The 20,280-nt window shown below is 66.0% G+C and carries 15 protein-coding genes and 1 tRNA gene; 9 read left to right on the forward strand and 7 right to left on the reverse strand.

The genetic code is table 11. From position 1 onward, the window contains the following. Positions 1–89: 89 nt before the first annotated feature. Together gltA and gltX are read right to left on the reverse strand one after the other, a co-directional pair. Entirely contained in the window at positions 90–1,391 is a 1,302-nt protein-coding gene (gene gltA, locus H556_RS0100300; RefSeq protein WP_024352535.1) for a citrate synthase, read from the reverse strand. A gap of 65 nt (positions 1,392–1,456) precedes the next feature. Continuing rightward, positions 1,457–2,872, reverse strand: a complete 1,416-nt coding sequence (gene gltX / locus H556_RS0100305; RefSeq protein ID WP_024352536.1) for a glutamate--tRNA ligase — start codon at positions 2,870–2,872, stop codon at positions 1,457–1,459. Between the two features lie 58 nt (positions 2,873–2,930). On the opposite strand from gltX, the gene H556_RS0100310 reads away from it, so the two are divergent. Continuing rightward, complete coding sequence (locus tag H556_RS0100310; RefSeq protein ID WP_024352537.1) at positions 2,931–5,021, forward strand: ComEC/Rec2 family competence protein; 2,091 nt, start codon at positions 2,931–2,933, stop codon at positions 5,019–5,021. Between the two features lie 168 nt (positions 5,022–5,189). On the opposite strand, the gene lexA is transcribed toward H556_RS0100310, so the two are convergent. The 3 genes from lexA to H556_RS0100325 all read right to left on the reverse strand — a co-directional run bounded on the left by lexA (position 5,190) and on the right by H556_RS0100325 (position 11,506). Then, positions 5,190–5,894, reverse strand: a complete 705-nt coding sequence (gene lexA, locus H556_RS0100315; protein ID WP_024352538.1) for a transcriptional repressor LexA — start codon at positions 5,892–5,894, stop codon at positions 5,190–5,192. 119 nt (positions 5,895–6,013) lie between these two features. Further along, positions 6,014–8,107, reverse strand: a complete 2,094-nt coding sequence (locus H556_RS0100320; protein WP_024352539.1) for a S9 family peptidase — start codon at positions 8,105–8,107, stop codon at positions 6,014–6,016. Between the two features lie 117 nt (positions 8,108–8,224). Further along, complete coding sequence (locus H556_RS0100325) at positions 8,225–11,506, reverse strand: autotransporter outer membrane beta-barrel domain-containing protein (protein WP_024352540.1); 3,282 nt, start codon at positions 11,504–11,506, stop codon at positions 8,225–8,227. 313 nt (positions 11,507–11,819) lie between these two features. Here H556_RS0100325 and H556_RS0100330 point away from each other — a divergent pair, with 313 nt between their 5' ends. Then, the gene (locus H556_RS0100330) at positions 11,820–13,070 is read left to right on the forward strand and encodes a glycosyltransferase (protein WP_024352541.1); all 1,251 of its coding nucleotides are present in this window, start codon (positions 11,820–11,822) and stop codon (positions 13,068–13,070) included. Between the two features lie 112 nt (positions 13,071–13,182). On the opposite strand, the gene H556_RS0100335 is transcribed toward H556_RS0100330, so the two are convergent. Both H556_RS0100335 and H556_RS0100340 read right to left on the reverse strand, forming a co-directional pair. Further along, positions 13,183–13,259, reverse strand: a tRNA-Asp gene (locus H556_RS0100335). A gap of 94 nt (positions 13,260–13,353) precedes the next feature. Beyond that, a complete protein-coding gene (locus H556_RS0100340; RefSeq protein WP_024352542.1) occupies positions 13,354–14,970 on the reverse strand; it encodes an AbgT family transporter in 1,617 nt (538 codons plus the stop codon). Between the two features lie 208 nt (positions 14,971–15,178). Here H556_RS0100340 and H556_RS0100345 point away from each other — a divergent pair, with 208 nt between their 5' ends. The 7 genes from H556_RS0100345 (at position 15,179) to nuoF (ending at position 20,276) form a co-directional block, all read left to right on the forward strand. Next, on the forward strand, positions 15,179–15,556 hold the full coding sequence (locus tag H556_RS0100345; RefSeq protein WP_003164585.1) for an NADH-quinone oxidoreductase subunit A: 378 nt from the start codon (positions 15,179–15,181) through the stop codon (positions 15,554–15,556). Then, a complete protein-coding gene (locus H556_RS0100350) occupies positions 15,526–16,125 on the forward strand; it encodes a NuoB/complex I 20 kDa subunit family protein (protein WP_119412176.1) in 600 nt (199 codons plus the stop codon). Before H556_RS0100345 ends, H556_RS0100350 begins: the two co-directional genes overlap by 31 nt. Continuing rightward, positions 16,122–16,745, forward strand: coding sequence for an NADH-quinone oxidoreductase subunit C (locus tag H556_RS0100355; RefSeq protein ID WP_024352543.1), 624 nt, complete (start codon positions 16,122–16,124; stop codon positions 16,743–16,745). The genes H556_RS0100350 and H556_RS0100355 overlap by 4 nt, the downstream gene beginning before the upstream one ends. A gap of 92 nt (positions 16,746–16,837) precedes the next feature. After that, complete coding sequence (locus H556_RS0100360; RefSeq protein WP_233551885.1) at positions 16,838–18,016, forward strand: NADH-quinone oxidoreductase subunit D; 1,179 nt, start codon at positions 16,838–16,840, stop codon at positions 18,014–18,016. Continuing rightward, positions 18,013–18,687: an NADH-quinone oxidoreductase subunit NuoE gene (gene nuoE / locus H556_RS0100365; RefSeq protein ID WP_024352545.1), complete on the forward strand. Its 675-nt coding sequence runs from the start codon at positions 18,013–18,015 to the stop codon at positions 18,685–18,687. Before H556_RS0100360 ends, nuoE begins: the two co-directional genes overlap by 4 nt. Continuing rightward, positions 18,687–18,956 carry a hypothetical protein gene (locus H556_RS0100370; protein WP_024352546.1) on the forward strand — a complete coding sequence of 90 codons (270 nt, stop codon included), beginning with the start codon at positions 18,687–18,689 and terminating at the stop codon, positions 18,954–18,956. Before nuoE ends, H556_RS0100370 begins: the two co-directional genes overlap by 1 nt. 6 nt (positions 18,957–18,962) lie before the next feature. Next, the gene (gene nuoF, locus H556_RS0100375) at positions 18,963–20,276 is read left to right on the forward strand and encodes an NADH-quinone oxidoreductase subunit NuoF (RefSeq protein WP_024352547.1); all 1,314 of its coding nucleotides are present in this window, start codon (positions 18,963–18,965) and stop codon (positions 20,274–20,276) included. The last annotated feature ends 4 nt before the right edge of the window (positions 20,277–20,280 follow it).

A 20,280-nucleotide genomic window follows, 5' to 3' on the forward strand; every position in this document is an offset into this window, starting at 1 on the left:
ATGCGGCCGGGTCTTGATCTTTCGCAAAGCCAAGAAAAAACGCCGGAGCTCTCGCCCCGGCGTTTGTGCAGTCTTACGCTTTTGATCTCTTAGCCGCGCTGAGCCAGCGGGACGTAGTCGCGCTCGGTCGGCCCGGTGTACAGCTGACGCGGGCGGCCGATTTTCTGCGACGGATCGGCCATCATTTCCTGCCATTGGGCGATCCAGCCCACGGTGCGCGCCAGGGCGAACAGCACGGTGAACATGGTGGTCGGGAAGCCCATGGCCGACAGGGTGATGCCCGAGTAGAAGTCGACGTTCGGGAACAGCTTGCGCGAGGTGAAGTACTCGTCCGACAGGGCGACCTTCTCCAGTTCCTTGGCGACCAGGAACAGCGGATCGTTCTCGCGACCCGTGGCGGCCAGCACTTCGTAGGCCGACTGCTGCATGACCTTGGCGCGCGGGTCGTAGTTTTTGTACACGCGGTGGCCGAAGCCCATCAGCTTGTACTTGCGCGCCTTCACGCCCTCGATGAACTCGGGGATGCGGTCCGGCGTGCCGATTTCCTTCAGCATGTTCAGCGCCTCTTCATTGGCGCCGCCGTGTGACGGGCCCCACAGGCAGGCGATGCCGGCGGCGATACAGGCGAAGGGATTGGCGCCCGACGAACCCGCCAGACGAACGGTCGAGGTCGAGGCGTTCTGCTCGTGGTCGGCGTGCAGGATGAAGATGCGGTCCATCGCGCGCACCAGTGCCGGATCGACCTGATAGTCCTCGGCCGGCACGGCGAAGCACATGCGCAGGAAGTTCTCGGCGTACGACAGGTCGTTGCGCGGCGAGATGAACGGCTGGCCGATATGGTACTTGTAGGCACGGGCCGCGATCGTCGGCATCTTGGCGATCAGGCGGATGGCCGAGATGTTGCGCTGCACCGGATCATGGATGTCCAGGCTGTCATGATAGAAGGCCGACAGGGCGCCGACAGTGCCGACCATGATCGCCATCGGATGGGCGTCGCGGCGGAAGCCTTCGAAGAAGCGGTCGAACTGGGCGTGCAGCATGGTGTGCCGCGTGACGCATTGCTCGAACTCTTCGTATTCGGCGGCGTTCGGCAGTTCGCCGTGCAGCAGCAGGTGGCAGACTTCCAGGAAATTGGACTTCGAGGCCAGTTGGTCGATCGGATAGCCGCGGTGCAACAGAACGCCAGCGTCGCCGTCGATGTAGGTAAGGGCCGATTCGCAGGCCGCGGTGGAGGTGAAGCCGGGGTCGAAGGTGAAGGCGCCGGTGCCGCCGTACAGCTTGCGGATATCGATGACGTCCGGGCCGGTCGAGCCGGAAAGGACGGGGAGCTCTACGGTCTTGTCCTGGTAGGACAGGGTCGCCGAGCCGGCGGGTTTCGCTTGTTCAGTCATCTAGGCCCCTTGTTCTTCCTTGGACCGGCGCGGGGAGGCGGTCGGCCTGAGTTGGTTATGGGTGATCACTTAGTCTGTTGCAGCGCATCATCCAAGCGTCCGAGACTTTCGTTATGCCCGAGAGCGCAAAGAGTTCGCGCGATATCGGGCGAGGCCGAACCGCCCGTCAAGGCTGCGCGCATGGAAGGTCCTATTTTTCCGAAGCCTACGCCTTCTTCCTCCGCAAAGGCCTTAAGTTCGGCTTCAAGGGCGAAGACGTCCCAGCTCTGGAAAAGATTCAGACGTTCACGCAGTCGTGAGATTCTCTGCCGGCTTTCGCCCTGCAGCAAACCGGCCGATTTCTCGTTGAGCGCGAGTGGACGCGCCTGCAACACGAATGCCGTTTGATCCGCCAGCTCAGGGATGGTTTTGGCGCGATCCTTGACGAAAGGCATGGCCCGCAGAAGCCGTTCCTCGTCGTCCGGCTCCAGCGAACGGCCGCGCGCCAGATGGGCGTCAAGTGTGAGCTTGGCGAGGCGGTCGTCGTCCGCCAGCCGCAGCCAGTGGGCGTTGACGTGGGCCAGTTTGTCGAAGTCCAGCCGGGCTGGCGCCTTGTTGACGCCCGCCAGGTCGAACCATTCCAGCGCCTGCTCGTCACTGAACAGCTCGTCGTCGCCGTGCGCCCAGCCGAGGCGGGCCAGATAGTTGCGCATGGCTTCGGGCAGATAACCCATGTCAGCGTATTCGTGCACGGCCTGGGCGCCGTGGCGCTTGGACAGCTTGGCGCCGTCCGGACCGTGGATCAGGGGGATGTGGGCGAAGGTCGGCCGCGTCCAGCCGAGGGCGTCGTAGATCAGGCTCTGACGGGCCGCGTTGTTCAGATGGTCGTCGCCGCGGATGACGTGGGTCACGCCCATGTCGTGGTCGTCCACCACCACCGCCAGATTATAGGTCGGCGCCCCGTCCGAGCGCAGGATGACAAGGTCGTCCAGCGACGCCGATTCCCAGCGCACCGTCCCCTGCACGGCGTCGTCGACCATGACGGCCTGATCCAACGGGCGGCGGAAGCGCACCGTGTGCGGCTTGGCCAGATCATCGACGCTGGGCTCGCGGTCGCGCCAGGGCGAGACGAAGTCGCGACCCTCGGCCTTGGCCTGGTCGCGCAGGGCCGTGGTCTCGTCCGCCGTCAGGAAGTCGCGATAGGCGTGACCCGTCGCCAGCAGTTCGTTGATCACCTCGCGGTGACGGTCGGCGCGAGCGAACTGGAAGACAGGCTCTTCGTCGCCGAACAGTTCGAGCCAGGACAGGCCGTCGAAGATGGCCTTCACCGCCTCATCCGTCGAACGCTCTCGGTCGGTGTCCTCGATACGGATCAGGAATTTGCCGCCGCGCCCCTTGGCGTACAGCCAATTGAATAACGCAGTTCTCGCCCCGCCGATATGCAGATAGCCTGTGGGCGAGGGGGCGAAGCGGGTGACGACGGTCGACGAGGGTGAGGTCATAGAGGCAGCATCCATAGGGCAGGGTCTTATACGCCCGCCCGTGGGGAAGCGAACCCTTATGGCTGGGTTATTTGCCAGTCTGGTCGCAGATGCACGGGCGCAGGCCGAACGCTGGCCGTTGTGGTCGTCCGTCTGCTTCGGCGCCGGATGCGGGGCCTATTTCACGCTGAAGGACGAGCCGACGACCTGGCCTCTGGTGCTGGGCGCCGCCGTCTTGCTCGGCGCCTGGATCGTCAGTCGGGCCAGAGGCGCGCCGCGCTGGGCGACCCTGATCCTGCTGATGCTGGCCTGTTTCGCGGGCGGACTGGCGGTGGCCAAGCTGAGAACAGACGCTGTGGCGGCGCCGATCGCCCCTGCGGACATGGCGCCGACCCAGGTGGAGGGCTGGGTCATGGATGTGGATTCGTCCGGCCAGAATGGGGCGCGCGTGGTGGTGGCGCCTGTGCGCGTGCGGGGTCTGGCGCCTGAGCAGACGCCCGAGCGGCTGCGCGTGACGGTGAAGGGGACGCCCCCGCCGCCCGGCGCGCCGATCCGGGTGTTCGGCATCCTGAACCCGCCGCCGCCGCCCGCCAGTCCCGGAGCCTACGATTTCGGCCGCAACGCCTATTTCAAGGGGATGGGCGGGATCCTGTTCGCCCTGGGCCCGACGCGTCCGGCGGTACTCGCCCCGCCGCCGTGGCGGGTCAGGGCGGCGATGAAGGTCAATGCCGTACGCTACGCCCTGGCTGAGCGGATCGTGGCGCGTCTGGGCGAGCGGACCGGCGGGGTGGCAGCGGCCATGACGACCGGTCACGAGACGTGGATCCAGGATCCGGATCTGGACGCCATGCGCGATTCCGGGCTGGCGCATATCCTGTCGATCTCGGGCCTGCATATGGCGGTCGTGGGCGGCTTCGTTTTCTTTGCGGTCCGCCTTCTGGTTGCGGCGTGGCCGTGGCTGGCGTTGCGTGTGTCGGGCAAGAAGGCGGCGGCGATTGCGGGGTTGATCGCGGTCGGGACCTATCTGGTCATCTCGGGCGCGCCGCCCCCGGCTGAACGCGCCGCGATTACGGCGTCGATCGCCTTTCTGGCGATACTGACGGATAGGCAGGCCGTGACCATGCGGGCGCTCTCGGCAGCGGCCTTTGTCGTCCTGTTGCTACGGCCCGAGGCCGTCGTGACGCCGGGGTTCCAGATGTCGTTCGCGGCGACGGCGGCTCTGGTTGCCCTGGTCGAGGTCTGGCCGCGTCGCGTCCGCGAACTGTCCGTTCCCTGGCCGATCGCCGCCGTTCAAAGGTTTGCAAGCTGGGTGATGGCCGCCTGCGCCGCCAGTCTGGTGGCGGGGATGGCGACCGGGCCGTTCGCCATGCAGCACTTCAATCGCACGGCCGTCTATGGGCTGATCGCCAATATGGCGACGGCGCCGCTGGCGGATTTCGTCATGATGCCCATGCTGGCGTTGGGTGCGGCGCTGGAGCCGCTGGGGCTGGGCGCGCCCTTCCTGTGGGCGGCGGGTCAGTCGGTGGACGCCATGCTGGCGATCGGACATTGGGCGGCCAATCTGCCCGGCGCAGTGAAGGCGATTTCCAGCGCCCCTGCGGCGGCCCTGCCGGTCGCCTTTCTGGGTATATTGTTCATGTGCCTGTGGCGCGGATGGTGGCGGTTGCTGGGGCTGCCTTTTGCGGCCGCTGTGCTGATCTGGCCGCGCGCGGCGCCGCCGGATATCTGGATCGGCGATGGTGGAGCGAATGCGGCCTATCGGCTGGAAAGCGAGGCGGTTGTGGTGCGGCCTGCGGTTCGCAGGTTCGCCATCGATCTGTGGTCCCGGAGACGAGGGCTGGAGCCCGTCGCGCGGTCGCCCGAGGGTTGGGTCTGTAAGCGTTCTTTCTGTGCGCCGGACGGCGGAACGGGGCCGCTGGCGCTGTGGTGGGGCAAGGCGGCGCCGACGGCCGAGCAGTTGGATCAGATGTGCCGTAGCGCGCAGGTTGTCAGCGTGCGCGCCGTGATCACAACCCTGCCGTCGTCATGCCAAGGGCGATTGGTGCTGGACGGCGCCGACTATGCGCGCGGCGGTTCGGTGGAGTTATGGCGCGATGACGCCGGCGGCTGGCGCGCCTTGTGGGCGGCCGAAGTGCGGGGCAGGCGGCCGTGGAGCGGGCCTCTCTCTTAACCCGCTCATCCCGGCGGACGCCGGGATCCAGTAAGAGCCACATGTATTGTCGCTGGCCAGGGGAGGCCGGCGGACAATCAAACGGCTCCGCTTGCGGCCAAAGCACTGGGTCCCGGCGTCCGCCGGGATGAGCGGAAAGAAGGCGCGCGTGGGGCCTCTGCCCCGTCCTCAGTGATATCGGCGCAGCAGGCCGACCAGCTTGCCCTGAACCTCGACCTGATCGGGGCCGAAGATGCGGGTCTCATAGGCGCTGTTGGCGGGTTCCAGCGCGATGGATTGGCCCTTCTTGCGCAGGCGTTTCAGCGTGGCTTCCTCGCCCTCGACCAGGGCGACGACGATTTCGCCGGAAGAGGCGTTCTCGACTCGCTTGATGATGACGGTATCGCCGTCGAGGATACCGGCCTCGATCATGGAATCGCCTTCGATTTCCAGCAGATAGTGTTCGCCCGCGCCCAGCATGGCTTCGGGGACCGGCAGGCGCTCGCGTTCGTGCTGGATGGCGGCGATGGGGGTGCCGGCGGCGATCTTGCCCAACAGGGGAAGGTCGCGGACATCGTTGGCGGCCTCGGCGACGGACGGGCGCGGGTTGAGGCCGCCGCCCTGGATCACGTCGGGCTTGAAGGGGGCGCGTCCCTTGGCCGGAGCAGCGGTCGTCGCCTGTTCTGGCAGTTTCACCACCTCCAGCGCGCGAGCGCGGTGGGCCAGACGGCGGATGAAGCCGCGTTCCTCAAGCGCCGTGATCAGGCGGTGGATGCCCGACTTGGACGCCAGGTCCAGCGCCTCCTTCATCTCGTCGAAGGAGGGCGACACGCCCGTTTCCCGAATGCGCTCATGAATGAACATCAGGAGTTCGTGCTGTTTCTTCGTGAGCATGGCGGCGAATCCAGAACAAGGCGTGAACCGTTGGTGATGTTCTGTAAGTGTTCTGGTTAAAAGTCAACTAACGCCACGCTGGCCCCCGCGCCCGTCGCCGGACGGACGCGGGGAGGCTCTTACTGCGCCGTCGTGGTCGGGGCGCCGTCCTTATAGCGTTCGAACCACTCGATCATGGCGTTCATGCGCGCGGCGTTCTGGGACGGGCGAACGGCCAGGCTGTGGCCGACGCCGGGGATCTTCACCAGGGCCGTGGGCACACCGCGCAGTTGCAGGGCGGTGTAGTACTGCTCCGACTCGCTGACCGGGGTGCGGTAGTCCTCGTCGCCGACGACGACCATCGTCGGGGTCTTGACGTTGCCGACCAGTGAGAGCGGCGACCGGCGCCAATAGGCCTCCGGGTTCTCCCACGGGAACTCGCCGAACCAGTAGCGGGCGAAGAAGGCGGGATTGTCGGCGGTCAGCACGAAGCTGGCCCAGTCGATGACGGGCTTCTGGACCACGGCGGCCTTGAAGCGGTCGGTCTTGCCGACGATCCAACTGGTCAGCACGCCGCCGCCCGAGCCGCCGGTGACGAACAGGCGGTTGGGATCGGCGATCCCCTGAGCGATGATGGCGTCGACGCTGCTGATCAGGTCGTCATAGTCGTTCGACGGATAGTTGTGGTGGATCAGGTTGGCGAACTCGTCCCCATAGGAGGTCGAGCCGCGCGGGTTGACCGACAGCACGGCGTATCCGGCGGCTGCGAACAGCTGATTGTCGGTTGCGAAGTGCGGGCCATAGGCGGCGAACGGGCCGCCATGGATTTCCAGCACCAGCGGATAGCTCTGGCCCTCGACGTAGTCGGCCGGCAGGGTCAGCCAGCTTTCGACCGCGCGCTGGTCGTGAGACGAGGCGACCTGGATGCGGCGCACCTCGCCCAGGCGGCGGGCGCTGAGGAAGTCCGCGTTCAGGCGGGTCAGCTGAGTGCTGCGGCCGCCCTTCAGGACGTGGACATCGGCCGGACGCATCGGCGTGCCGCGCGTAAAGGCGATGGCGCCGTCGTCGGCCACGGTGAAATCGCCGCCGGTGTAGGGACGGCCGAAATCGTCGCCCGTCAGGTCTTCGATCAGGGTGGTGACGGCGCCGTCCAGCGAGACGCGGGCGACCTTGGTGCGCCCCTGATCGTCATAGGCGACATACACCGAGCGGCCGTCGCGGCTCCACACCGGCGATTTGACCGAGCGGTCCAGATTCGGCGTCAGCACGCGGCTGTTCGAGCCGTCGGCGTCCATCACATAGAGGCGGGTGTTATGATAGCCCATCCGCTGGTCGTCATAGCCGAGATAGGCGATGCGGCGTCCGTCGGGTGAGGCGACGGGCGAGTTGTCCGGCCCGGCGCGGCTGGTCAGGGCGGTCAGGCCGCCAGTCTGCACGTCCAGGGCGAAGACTTCGCTGTCGGCGGCTTCGCGCTGCCAGTCGGGTCGACGGTTGGCGCTGAGATAGAGGGTGCGGGAATCAGCCGACCAGGACAGACCGCCGCCGTGATTGAAGTCTCCGTGAGTCAGTTGGCGCGCGCCGCCGCCCTGGGCGCCGACGACGAAGACATGGCGGAAACCGGGCTTGAGATAGCCCTGACCGTCCGAGCGGTACGAGACGGTGTCGATAATCTCCAGCGGCGGGGCCCATTTGGCGCCTTCGGGCTTGGGCAGCGGCGAGCCGATCTTGGGCTTGTCGCCGGGAACCAGGACCGAATAGGCCAACTGCTCGCCGTTGGGCGACCAGCTGATGCTGGACGGGGTGTTGGGCAGGTTGGTGACGCGGACCGCTTCACCCGACGCCATCCAGCGCACGAAAAGTTGCGGCGCGCCGCCCTCGGCGTTCGAGATGTAGGACAGGCGCGTTCCATCCGGCGACCAGCGCGGCTGGCGGTGGGAACCGGCCGAAGCGATTAGCGGCGTGTGTTGGCCCGTCTTCACGTCGATCAGCCAGATGGTCGGACGCATCTGATCGGTCATGATGTCGGCCGTCTGGCGCACATAGGCGATCCGGCTGCCGTCGGGGCTGATCTGGGCGTCGGAGGCGACCTCCATGCCGAACAGGTCCTGGGCGGTGAACAGGCCGCGGTCGGCAGAGGGCAGGGCGGCCTGAGCAACAGCAGGCGCAGTTTGCGCGAGCGCCGGCGCATGGGCGCTAAGGATCAGGGCGCAGGCGGCCCAGGCGAACTTGTTCATATGAATCCCCCTCTGAACTGACAGGGATCATAGGAAGACGCGAGGCGACGACAAGATACGGAAAAGGCCGCCGGAACGAATCCGACGGCCCGTTTTGATCCGAATCCCGAAGAAGAATCAGAACTTGAAGCTGGCCCGCAGCAGCAGGGTGTAGCGGACGTAGTCTTCCAGCAGTTCGGCGTCGCCGGTGATGGCCAGCATCCCCAGGTCGTTGCCGACGTTGAGACGGAAGCCCAGGATCGGACCGCCGCCTTCGATGCTGGCGGGCGTCAGGGTGAAGGCGTCGCCGCCTGAGGCGAAGCGGGCGATGGTGGTCCCGGCGTCGACCGAGAAGTTCTGACGCCAGCCGAGGCGGACTTCCGGGCGGATCCAGCCGTCCTTACCGAAGCCGTAGCCGATGTTGACGGCCGCCACGCCTGAGAACATGTGGCCGTCGCGCTCGTCGATATCCAGATCGAAGCCGTCGCCGCCGCCGCGTTCGGAACGGGCGTCCTCGCTCAGCGAGAAATATTCGACGTAGGCTTCGGGGCGGACATTCAGGCGGCCGAAGTGACGCTCGTACGAAGCGCCGCCCGCTGCGGCCAGGGTGAGGCCGTGCCAGTCGGATTCGTTCTTCAGGTTGACGCCTTCGGCGACCAGCTTGCGCGTCGCGCTGAAGGAGGCGTAACCGCCCGCCGCACGCGCCCATGTCGTCCAGTACTGACCCTGGGCGCGCCAGTAGAGGCCCAGTTCCAGTAGGTTGGCCGAGAGGACTTCTTCAGCGGCCGATTCCGGGTCTTCCAGATCGGAGGAGGTGAAGGCGGCCGTCAGACCGAAGGCGCCCATCGAGGTCCCACGCTCGACGCCGCCCGCCAGGCCGAAGCCTTCCGAGCGGAAGCCGTAGGTGTCGGTCTTGTCCTTGTCGGCGTAGAAGTTGATCTCCTGCACCCAGGCGCTGGTTTCGCCCGGAGCTGCGGCGGCGTTGCGGCCGGTCAGGGCGCGGGTCACGGCGTCGACGCCGCTGGCCAGCGACAGCAGCGGCCCGCCCGAATGCTCGGGCAGCAGTTGCTGATAGATGTGGAAGAAGCCTTCGCGATCCGTCTGGTTCAGCAAAGCCGCGCGGATGATCTCATTGTCGGCCAGACCGGCGTAGAGCACGTCGTACGCGGCGGCTTCCGCGTCGATCATCTTGGCCTCTTCGGCCGTGATCCTGCGGGCGTCGATCGACAGTTCGTTGCCGGTCACGTCGCCGATTTCGACGACGAAGGCGTAGGGCGAGTTTGATTGCAGTTCTTCGGACGTCAGATCGCCGGCGTTCAGGTCGCCCGCCTTGATCACCTTGAAGGTGGTCGTGCCTTCAGCGTCAATCAGGGAGTTGAAGCGGACGCCCAGGCTGCTGGCGCCCGCCAGGTCGGCCGAGCCGCTGACATTGTAGCGGAACTCGTCCTTGGTCGCCTCGTCCAGGGTGACGATCAGCTTGCCGTCTTCGCCGACGTTCAGGCTGGAGATGTCCAGGCTTGTCGTCTGTTGAGCGTCCAGAACGCCCTTGGTGATGTCGATGTCGAGCTGGCCGTCATCGTTCGACAGCTTGCCCGTGACCACGGCGCCGCCGCTGATCGACAGGCGGTCGGCGCCGGTCCCGAACGAGATGTCGCCGTTCACCGTGCCGTTGCGGATATCCAGCACGTCAGCGCCTGAGCCGAAGCGGATGTCGCCGACGATCGCCGGTTCATTGGCGTCCGGCACCCCGTCGCCGTCAGCGTCAGGCAACTTGTGGTCCGGTACGACGACGCCGTCCTGAACGAAGGTCACGCCGGTCGTATTGGCGCTGACATCCACGGCGATGGCGGACCCCGTCTTCTCGACATCCTTCTCGGGCGTGACGACGGCGATAATGCGACCGGTGTTGTCGATTGTGGAAAGCGTGCCGGATTCGTCGCGAATGGCCACGGCGGAACCCTTGGACCCGTTCACCGCCACGGCGATGTTGCCCGAGTTCGAGATCGAACCGACGTTGGCGCCGTTTTGGATCAGGACGCCGCTGGCCGTGTCGGCGTCGGAGGTGGCGATGGAGCCCTGAATGGCGCCGCTGTTGAAGATGGTAGGCAGCGAAGCGCCGCTGCCGACCAGCACGGTGCTGCTGTTCGCGGATACGGCCGATGAGACGATGGTGCCTTCGTTACGGAAACCTCCGGCGACCGTCACGTCCTGGCCCGTACCGCCGATCTGCACGGCCTTGGCGTCGATGTCCTTGTAGACGCCGGCCGCTTCGATGGAGCCGCGGTTGATCAGGCCATAGGCGGAATCGCCTGTGCCGGCCGCGCCCAGGGTGATGGCGTTGTCGGTCGAGCCCACCAGCACCGCCGCCGCGCCGCCGAACGAGCGGATGGTGGCGGTCGTTTCCTGGGCGTCGGGGATGCCGTCGCCATCGCGGTCATCGTCTTCGCGGTTGATCTTGCCGTCGCCGTCGTCGTCCTCGTCGCCGTTCTTGACGCCGTCGCCGTCGTCGTCGCCGTCGATTCCGCCGGGACCGTAGGAGGGGGCGGTGTCGAACACGACGCCCTTTCCGACATCGCCTGCGATTCGCACGGCCGGGCCACCCTGCAGCAGGTCGTCCTCGTCCAGGTTTTCGAGATAAGTCTGGCCGGGCCACGGCTCGCCGGTCGTGGGCTTGGAGGGCGGGGCCGTGGTGTAGCGGTAGCCGGTGGCGGTCACGGCGCCCTGAATCTTGACCTGGCCGCCGACATCGCCGTCGATGGCGACGCCGGTCGAGTTCTCGCCCACCACGCCGATGCCGCCCAGCAGGGTGACGTCGCCGCTGACATCGCCGGTCGTGCGCACGCCATAGCCGTTGTCGCCGATGACGTTGATCTGGCCCATGCTGACGATGTTGCCGGTGAGAGGCGCTTCGACCGACAGACCGGCGGAATTGTTGCCCTCAACGCGGATCGAACCGGAGTTCTCGATCCGGATGTCGCCCGTCAGGGGCGAGCCGCCGGTGACGCGCACGCCATAACGGTTATTGCCGTCGGCGAAGGGACCATCCAGGTCGCCGTCCTTGTCGTCGTCCTTATACTCGTCGATCCCATCGGTGATGGTGATGGCGCCGCCGATGGTGATGTCGCCGGTGTTGCCGCCGTTGGCCAGGATGCCCGTGGCGCCGTCGGCCGCCTTCAGCATGTCGATCTTGGAGCCGGCGTCGAGCTTGACGCTGTTGCTTGAATCCAGCGTCACGGCCGAGCCGGACGTGACCGTGACGGAGCCGCCGCTGGCGATCCGCACGTCGTCGCGCGCGCCGTTGTTGACGGTCGAGGTGCTGACCGGCGTGGTGCGGCCGTTGGAGATGACCTGTTCGGCCTGGGCGCCGGCTGCAACCATCAGGGGAGCGATCGCTACAGCGGTCGCGAGCAGAATACGCATCGGTAGGAAACCCCTCGTGGTCGCACGCGCAAGGATTGAGGCGCCCCTCCTAACAGGGTCCGCACCCACATGCCCCAAGTTTCTTGAATTTGAGGCGATTGCAAGGCCTCGCGTTAGGGGATGGAAGCTGAACGGCAGATGAAAACCGCACCGTGGCCGGGACGCAAGCGCGGCCTTGTGCGCTTCCGGCTTGCAGCGTAGCCGGAGGGGAATATAGGGCGGAAAATCTGCCGGATGCTGATTTGCACCGTCCCGCATCCAAAGTCGGAGCCTTGGCGTTAACGTGAAGAAGTTCAGCGGAAAGGCCCCAGGCATGAGCGTCAACCCGATCGACGTCCAGGAAAACGAACTGCGCCTGTTTCCGGGCCTGGATGATGAGGTTGCGACGACCTTGCGGGCGCTGAAGGCCTGCGCGGCCGAGGATCGGCCCCGGCTGGTGGACACCACGATGTTGTTCGCGCCGCGCTCGGGCGGGGTGAAGCGTTATCTTCTGTCCAAAAAGGCGTGGCTGGCGGACAATCGCCCCGATGTGGCGCACAGTCTCGTCGTGCCCGGCGCCGGTTACAGGGCCAGCGGCGACGGCGTGGTGCGGCTGCAGGCCCCCAAGCTGCCGTTCGGGGACGGTTATCGCTGGCCCGGTTCGGTGCGCCGTTGGGGCGCATGGGTATCGTCGCTGAATCCCGCGCTGATCGAGGCGGGCGATCCCTATACGCCGGGGCAGGGCGCGCTGGAGGCGGGCCAGCGGGTCGGTTGCCCGGTCGTGGGTTTCTGTCATTCGGATCCGGCGAGTCTGGCGGCGCTGCATTTCGGCGAATGGGCCAAGAAGCCGGTCGAGAAACGCTGGGCCAAGCTGTTCTCGCAGTTCGATCGCGTCGTCTCCCCCAGCCGCTTCATTGCTCGACGGCTGGAAGAGGCCGGGGTCGGCGGCATCGTCGTGCGCCCGCTGGGCGTGGAGGTCGATACCTTCCATCCGGATCGTCGCGATCGCGACTGGCTGCTGAAGAAGCTGGGCCTGGGCGCAGACGCCCGTCTGCTGTGCTTCGCCGGGCGTCCGGCCAAGGAGAAGAACGTCGGCGTGCTGATGGACGCGGTCCAGCGTCTGGGCGCGCCCTATCATCTGGTGCTGGTCGGCGCGGGCGCAGGAATGCCGCCGGAAGATCGCGTGATCTCCCTGCCGTATGAGAAGGACCCGCGCGCCGTGGCCCGGATCATCGCCAGCTGCGACGCCTTCGTGCACGCCAATGACAAGGAGCCTTTCGGCCTGATCGTGCTTGAGGCGATGGCCTGCGGCCGGGCCGTGGTCGGCGTCAATGCGGGCGGCGTGGCCGAGACGGTCGATGACAGCGTGGGGCAACTGGCGGCCTCGGCTGATCCGGTCGACTACGCCGCAGCCATTGAGGCGTTGTTCGCGCGCGACGTAGAGGCGCTGGGCGCGGCGGCGCGGGTCAAGGCGGTCGAGCAGTTCGCCTGGAACCGCGTGTTCGAGGATCTGACCATGTTGTACGGCGAACTGACCGGGAAGGCCGCCTTCGTCACGCCGCGAGAGAGGCTGCCGCTCAACTAGGCTTGGGGACCGATGAACTGCGGGCGTGCGAAAACGGCGCCTGCGGGTCGGTTTTGATTTTCAGGAGAAGAGGGAAGGGCGGTGCGCCACTCCCTCAAAGCCTTGAGAGGAGTGGCGCGAGTGACGGGGCTCGAACCCGCGACCTCCGGCGTGACAGGCCGGCACTCTAACCAACTGAGCTACACCCGCGTTCCCATCCGAAGCGACTGTGCGCCCCGGCGAGGGGCGTCGTTTAGGCGGGGCTGCGCCGAAGGTCAAGCGACCTGGCTGTGGATAAATCAAATCATCTTGTCGGAGCGGCTGCGGCGGCCTGAGGCGGGGCGGCGGGACCGGCGATTCCGCCGTCCGCAGGCAGTTGCGACGCCGTGGCGGGCGGCGGCGGTTCGTAGTGGACGCCTACGCCCGGTCCCAGCGGCAGATCCAGCGCCACCCAGGACGCGACCATGATCAGGCCGGCGATCAGGAAGGCCCCGGCGTAGGGCAGCATGGTCGCCATCAGCGATCCCAGGCCGAATCTGGGATCCCAGCGCTGGGCGAAGGTCAGGATCAGCGGGAAGTAGCTCATCAGCGGGGTGGCGATGTTGGTGACGGAATCACCCATGCGATAGGCGGCGGTCGTCATCTCGGGGCTGATGCCCAGCAGCATGAACATGGGCACGACGATGGGCGCGAGCGCCGACCACTTGGCCGAGGCCGAGCCGATGAACAGGTCGAAGATGCAGGACACCAGCACGACCATGATCAGCAGCACTGGCGTCGGCAGGGCCAGTTCGCGCAGGGAGGCGGCCGCATTGACCGCCAGGATCGGCCCCAGGCCGGACCAGTTGAACATGGCGACGAAGTGGGCGGCGAAGAAGGCCAGGACGATATAGGGCGCCAGTTGGCTGATCCCCTCGCGCATCATCCGCACCAGGTCGTGGTGGCTCTTGATCGAGCCGGAGCCCGCGCCGAAAGCCGCGCCCGCCATGAAGAAGGTCAGGGCGAAGAAGGCCACCAGCGAGCGATACAGAGGATTGAAGCGCTGCTCCGGCTCGGCGTCGGCGTCCATGAAGGGCGAGCCGGGCAGGAAGGTCACGGCGGCCCAGACGGCGATCATGGCCAGTATGGTCAGGCCCGCCCAGCCCAGTCCGCGCTTCTCGGCGGCGGTGAGAGGGGTCTTCTCCTCGGCGGCGACCGGGGCGGCGTCGTGCGGGATCCAGGCGCCCAGGCGCGGCTCGATCACCCGGTCGGTCAGGAACCAGACGATGGGGGTGAAGACGATCACCACACCGACGATGAAGAACCAGTTGCCCGCGATGCTGACGGCGTAGGACGGATCGATCAGATGGGCCGCCGGTTCGGTGATGCCCAGGATCAGGGCGTCGCTGGCGCCAGGGAACAGATTGCCCGCATAGCCGCCCGACACGGCGGCGAAGCCAGCGGCCAGGCCCGCCAGCGGATGGCGGCCCGCAGCGGCGAAGATGACGGCCGCCAGAGGAATCACCACGACATAGGAGGCGTCCGACGCATGGTGCGACACCATGCCGGTGATCACCACGATCGGCGTCAGGATGAAGCGCGGCGCGTTCAGCAGCGCGCCACGGATCGCCGTCGAGAACAGGCCTGTCCGCTCGGCCACCGAAGCGCCGTAGATGATGGTGATGACGATCCCCAACGGCGGAAAGTCGGCCAGGGTGCGCGGCATGCCGATGAACAGCCGTTCCAGATTGGCGGGCGACAACAGGCTTTGCGCCTGCAGCACCTCGCCGGTCACGGGATTGACCGCAGACCAGCCCAGGCCAGCCCCGACCAGACTCAGGACCACCAGTCCCAGGATCAGCCATAGGAATAGAAAGACAGGATCTGGCAGCCGATTGCCGATGCGTTCGACGGAGTTCAGCAGGCGGGCGGCCAGGTTCATGCGCAGGCTCTGGGCTATCTATGGGCGACAGCGCATTTCGCGGATCACCGGCATAGGAAGCAATCGGGAGGGCTGCGGCAAATCGCGCAAAAAACTGCGAACCATTCGCAACAAAGAACCTTTGCCGACATGGGTTTGAACCCTGGCGAGGTTGGGTCTAAGAAGCCCCGAATCCGCCCCCTACCTCCCGGCGGGCGAGGCAGCTCGAATGAACGAATTTCTTCTAGAATATCTTCCGATCGTCGTTTTCCTGGGCATCGCCATCGTGCTCGGCGCCGGCTTCATGCTGGCGGCCTGGGTGCTGGCTCCCAAGAACCCCGATACCGAGAAGCTCTCGGCTTATGAGTGCGGCTTCAACGCCTTTGACGACGCGCGCATGAAGTTCGACGTGCGCTTCTATCTGGTGTCGATCCTCTTCATCATCTTCGACCTGGAAATCGCCTTCCTGTTCCCGTGGGCGGTGTCGATGTTCGACCTGTCGCACGGCGGCATGGTCTTCGCCTTCTGGTCGATGATGGTCTTCCTGGGCGTCCTGACTGTCGGCTTCATCTACGAATGGAAGAAGGGAGCACTGGAATGGCAGTGATCGCCCCCTCCAGTCCTCTGGTCCCCGCAGGTTCGGCTGCGCGTTCGACCGTCGAGGGCTATGATCCCAAGATCCACGACAAGTTCTTCGAGTCCGTCAATACGGAACTGGGCGAGCGCGGCTTTCTGACGACCTCGCTGGACGACGTCATCACCTGGGCCCGCACGGGTTCGCTGATGTGGATGTCGTTCGGTCTGGCCTGCTGCGCCGTGGAGATGATCCACCTGTCGATGCCGCGCTTCGACCTGGAGCGTTTCGGCACCGCGCCGCGCGGTTCGCCGCGCCAGTCGGACCTGATGATCGTCGCCGGGACGCTGACCAACAAGATGGCTCCGGCCCTGCGCAAGGTCTACGACCAGATGCCGGACCCGCGCTACGTCATCTCGATGGGCAGCTGCGCCAACGGCGGCGGCTACTATCACTACAGCTACAGCGTCGTGCGCGGCTGCGACCGCGTGGTGCCGGTGGACGTCTATGTTCCGGGCTGCCCGCCGACCGCCGAGGCCCTGCTGTACGGCATCCTGCAACTGCAGAAGAAGATCCGCCGCACGGGGACCATCGAGCGATGAGCGAACTGGTGCGCGTTGCGGAGCGCGAATCCGCTCTTACGCCTCTGGGCACGGAAATGGTCGCGGCGCTCGGCGTCGAAGCTGTGGTGGCCTATGGCGAACTGACCCTGATCGCTCCGCGCGAGAAGATAGTCGAGATCATGACGGCCCTGCGCGATCAGTTCGGTTTCCAGCAGTGCATGGATGTCTGCGGCGCCGACTATCCCGATCGCGCCGAGCGGTTCGAAGTCGTCTATCACCTGCTGTCGCTGACCCGCGCCGCGCGCGTTCGCGTCAAGGTGTCGACCGACGAAGTGCAGCCGGTCCCCAGCGTGACCTCGGTCTATCCGTCGGCGGGCTGGTTCGAGCGTGAAGCCTTCGACATGTACGGCATGATCTTTTCGGATCATCCGGACATGCGCCGCATCCTGACCGACTACGGCTTCCAGGGGCACCCGCTGCGCAAGGACTTCCCGATGACGGGCTACGTCGAGGTCCGCTACGACGAAGAGCAGAAGCGCATCGTCTACGAGCCGGTGAAGCTGACGCAGGAATTCCGCAACTTCGACTTCCTGTCTCCGTGGGAAGGCGCCGACTACCCGACCGTCCTTCCGGGCGATGAAAAGGCGGGAGCGCAGTAATGGCCGACGTCAAGAACATGCCCGCGCCGCTCGGTTCGGCCATCGACCCGTTCGAGGATTATGAAGACGGCCTGACCCCGCACGCACGGGCGATGGACGACCGCAAGTTCACCATCAACTTCGGCCCGCAGCACCCGGCCGCGCACGGCGTGCTGCGTCTGGTGCTGGAGCTGGACGGCGAGCTGGTCACGCGCGTCGATCCGCACATCGGCCTGCTGCACCGCGGCACCGAGAAGCTGATGGAGGCGCGCACCTACCTCCAGAACATCCCCTACCTGGACCGGCTGGACTACGTCTCGCCGATGAACCAGGAGCACGCCTTCTGTCTGGCCATCGAGCGCCTGCTGGAGATCGACGTGCCGTATCGCGGCCAGCTGATCCGGGTCCTGTACTCGGAGATGGGCCGCATCCTGAATCACCTTCTGAACGCGACCATGCAGGCCATGGACGTGGGCGCTCTGACCCCGCCGCTGTGGGGCCATGAAGAGCGCGAGAAGCTGATGGTCTTCTACGAGCGCGCCTGCGGCGCTCGTCTGCACGCCAACTACTTCCGCCCGGGCGGCGTCCACCAGGACCTGACGCCCGAGCTGATCGACGACATCGGCCGCTGGTGCGCCGAGTTCCCGGCTGCGCTGAACGATATCGAAAGCCTGGTCACCGAGAACCGCATCTTCAAGCAGCGCAACGTCGACATCGGCGTGGTGTCCAAGGAGAACGCCCTGGCGTGGGGCTTCTCGGGCGTCATGCTGCGCGGTTCGGACATCGCCTGGGACCTGCGCAAGGCCCAGCCGTACGACTGTTACGCCGACATGGAGTTCGACATCGCCGTCGGCAAGAACGGCGACTGCTGGGACCGCTATCTGTGCCGCGTCGAAGAGATGCGCCAATCGGTGCGCATCATGGAGCAGTGCATCCACAAGCTGCGCAACTGCCCCGGCGAGCCGGTCCTGACCGAAGACCACAAGGTCGCCCCGCCGCGTCGCGGTGAGATGAAGCGTTCGATGGAAGCGCTGATCCACCACTTCAAGCTCTACACCGAGGGCTTCCGCACCCCGGAAGGCGAGGTCTATGCGGCCGTCGAGGCGCCGAAGGGCGAGTTCGGCGTCTATCTGGTGTCGGACGGCACCAACAAACCCTACCGCGTCAAGCTGTCGGCCCCCGGCTTCCGTCACCTGCAGGCGATGGACTGGATGAACCGCGGCCACATGCTGGCGGACGTGTCCGCCATCCTCGGCTCGCTCGACATGGTGTTCGGAGAAGTGGACCGATGAGCGTTCGTCGTCTCGCCAAGGAGCAGCCGTCCTCTTTCGAGTTTTCGAAGGAGACGATGGAAAAGGCTCAGTGGTGGATCAAGAAGTACCCGGAATCGCGTCGCCAGTCGGCCGTGATCCCGATCCTGTGGCTGGTTCAGAAGCAGGAAGGCTGGGTGTCCGAGCCGTCGCTGCGCGCCATCGGCGACCTGCTGGGCATGGCCTATATCCGGGTGCTGGAGGTCGCGACCTTCTACACCATGTTCCAGTTGACGCCGGTCGGTACGGCCGCGCTGATCCAGGTCTGCGGCACGACGCAGTGCATGCTGCGCGGCTCCAATGAGCTGATGCGCGTGTGCCGCGAGAAGATCGGTCCCAAGGACGAACTGTCCGCTGACGGCCGCTTCACCTGGCAGGAAGTCGAATGCATCGGCGCCTGCTCGAACGCGCCGGTGGCCCAGATCAACGACCTCTATTACGAAGATCTGACGCCGGAAAACATGGCCCAGATCATCGATGATTTCGCTGCGGGCAAGACGCCGAAGGCGGGCAGCTATGTCGGTCGTCACACGTCTGAGCCGGTAGGCGGCGCGCGCGTGCTGACGGATCCGGCGCTGTATGACGGCTCGGCCGCCAAGAAGATCAAGAAGCTGCCGAACTCTGAGCCTGTCGCTGAAAAGGCGCCGGTCTGATGGCGCGGCCGGACCTCGAGACAGAAGCGGGCAGGGCGGCCTATCGGGCCGAGCTGCGTCGCGTGGGCTGGCGTCAGCGTTGGGCTGGCCTGGCTTGCATCGTGGTCGCGGCCGCATTGGTTTTGTTCGCGCGCGACGGCCGTTTCGGCCTGACTGACAACGCGGTGATGGCGGCCTATGGCCTGTTGGCTATCGGATGGGTGCTGGTGATCTACGCCGTCTTCCAGCGCACCCGCCACCATAAACGCCGCATGGCGGAAGGACTTTAAGGGATCATGGTCGGCATCCTCCAAGACAAGGATCGGATCTTCACCAACCTCTACGGCTTCCACGACTGGGGCCTTGAAGGTGCGAAGAAGCGCGGCGCGTGGAACGCCACCAAGGACATGCTGGACCTTGGCGGCGACTGGATCATCAACAACGTCAAGAACTCGGGCCTGCGCGGACGCGGCGGCGCCGGTTTCTCGACCGGGCTGAAGTGGTCCTTCATGCCCAAGGAAGTGAAGGATCGCCCTCACTACCTGGTCATCAACGCAGATGAGTCCGAGCCCGCGACCTGCAAGGACCGCGAGATCATGCGTCATGATCCGCACCTGCTGATCGAAGGCGCCCTGATCGCCTCCTTCGCGATGAAGGCCCACGCCTGCTACATATACCTGCGCGGCGAATACATCCTCGAGCGCGAGCGCATGGAAGCCGCCGTCAAGCAGGCCTATGAGGCCAGGCTGATCGGTGACGACAACATCCACGGCTGGGACTTCCACGTCTACATCCACCACGGCGCCGGGGCCTATATCTGCGGCGAGGAGACGGCGCTGCTGGAGTCGCTGGAAGGCAAGAAGGGCCAGCCGCGCCTGAAGCCTCCGTTCCCGGCGGGCGCCGGCCTCTATGGCTGCCCGACGACCGTGAACAACGTCGAGTCGATCGCCGTGGTCGGCACCATCCTGCGTCGCGGGGCTGACTGGTTCGCCAGCTTCGGCCGTCCGAACAACGCGGGCACCAAGCTGATGTCGCTGTCGGGTCACGTGAACACGCCCTGCGTGGTCGAGGAGGCCATGTCGATCCCGCTGCGCCAGTTGATCGAGGATCACGGCGGCGGCGTGCGCGGCGGCTGGGAAAACCTGAAGGCCATCATTCCGGGCGGCGCGTCCTGCCCCGTCATCACGCGCGAACAGGCCGAAGTCGCCCTGATGGACTTCGACTCCATGCGCGAGCATCGCTCGTCGCTGGGCACCGCCGGCGTGACCGTCATGGACCAGTCCACCGATATCGTGAAGGCGATCGCCCGCATCAGCTACTTCTTCAAGCACGAGAGCTGCGGCCAGTGCACGCCGTGCCGTGAAGGCACCGGCTGGATGTGGCGCGTGCTGGAACGTATGGCCATCGGTGACGCCGACCCGTCCGAGATCGACCTGCTGCTCGACGTGGCCGGTCAGGTCGAAGGCCACACCATCTGCGCCCTCGGCGACGCCGCCGCCTGGCCCGTTCAGGGCCTGATCCGGCACTTCCGTCACGAGATCGAAGAGCGCATCCACACCTACCGCAGCCGCCGCGCGAACTTCGCCGGCCACGCGATCGCGGCGGAGTAATCGT

The sequence above is a fragment of the Brevundimonas naejangsanensis DSM 23858 genome (genome assembly GCF_000421705.1).
In the GTDB taxonomy this organism is placed as follows: domain Bacteria; phylum Pseudomonadota; class Alphaproteobacteria; order Caulobacterales; family Caulobacteraceae; genus Brevundimonas; species Brevundimonas naejangsanensis.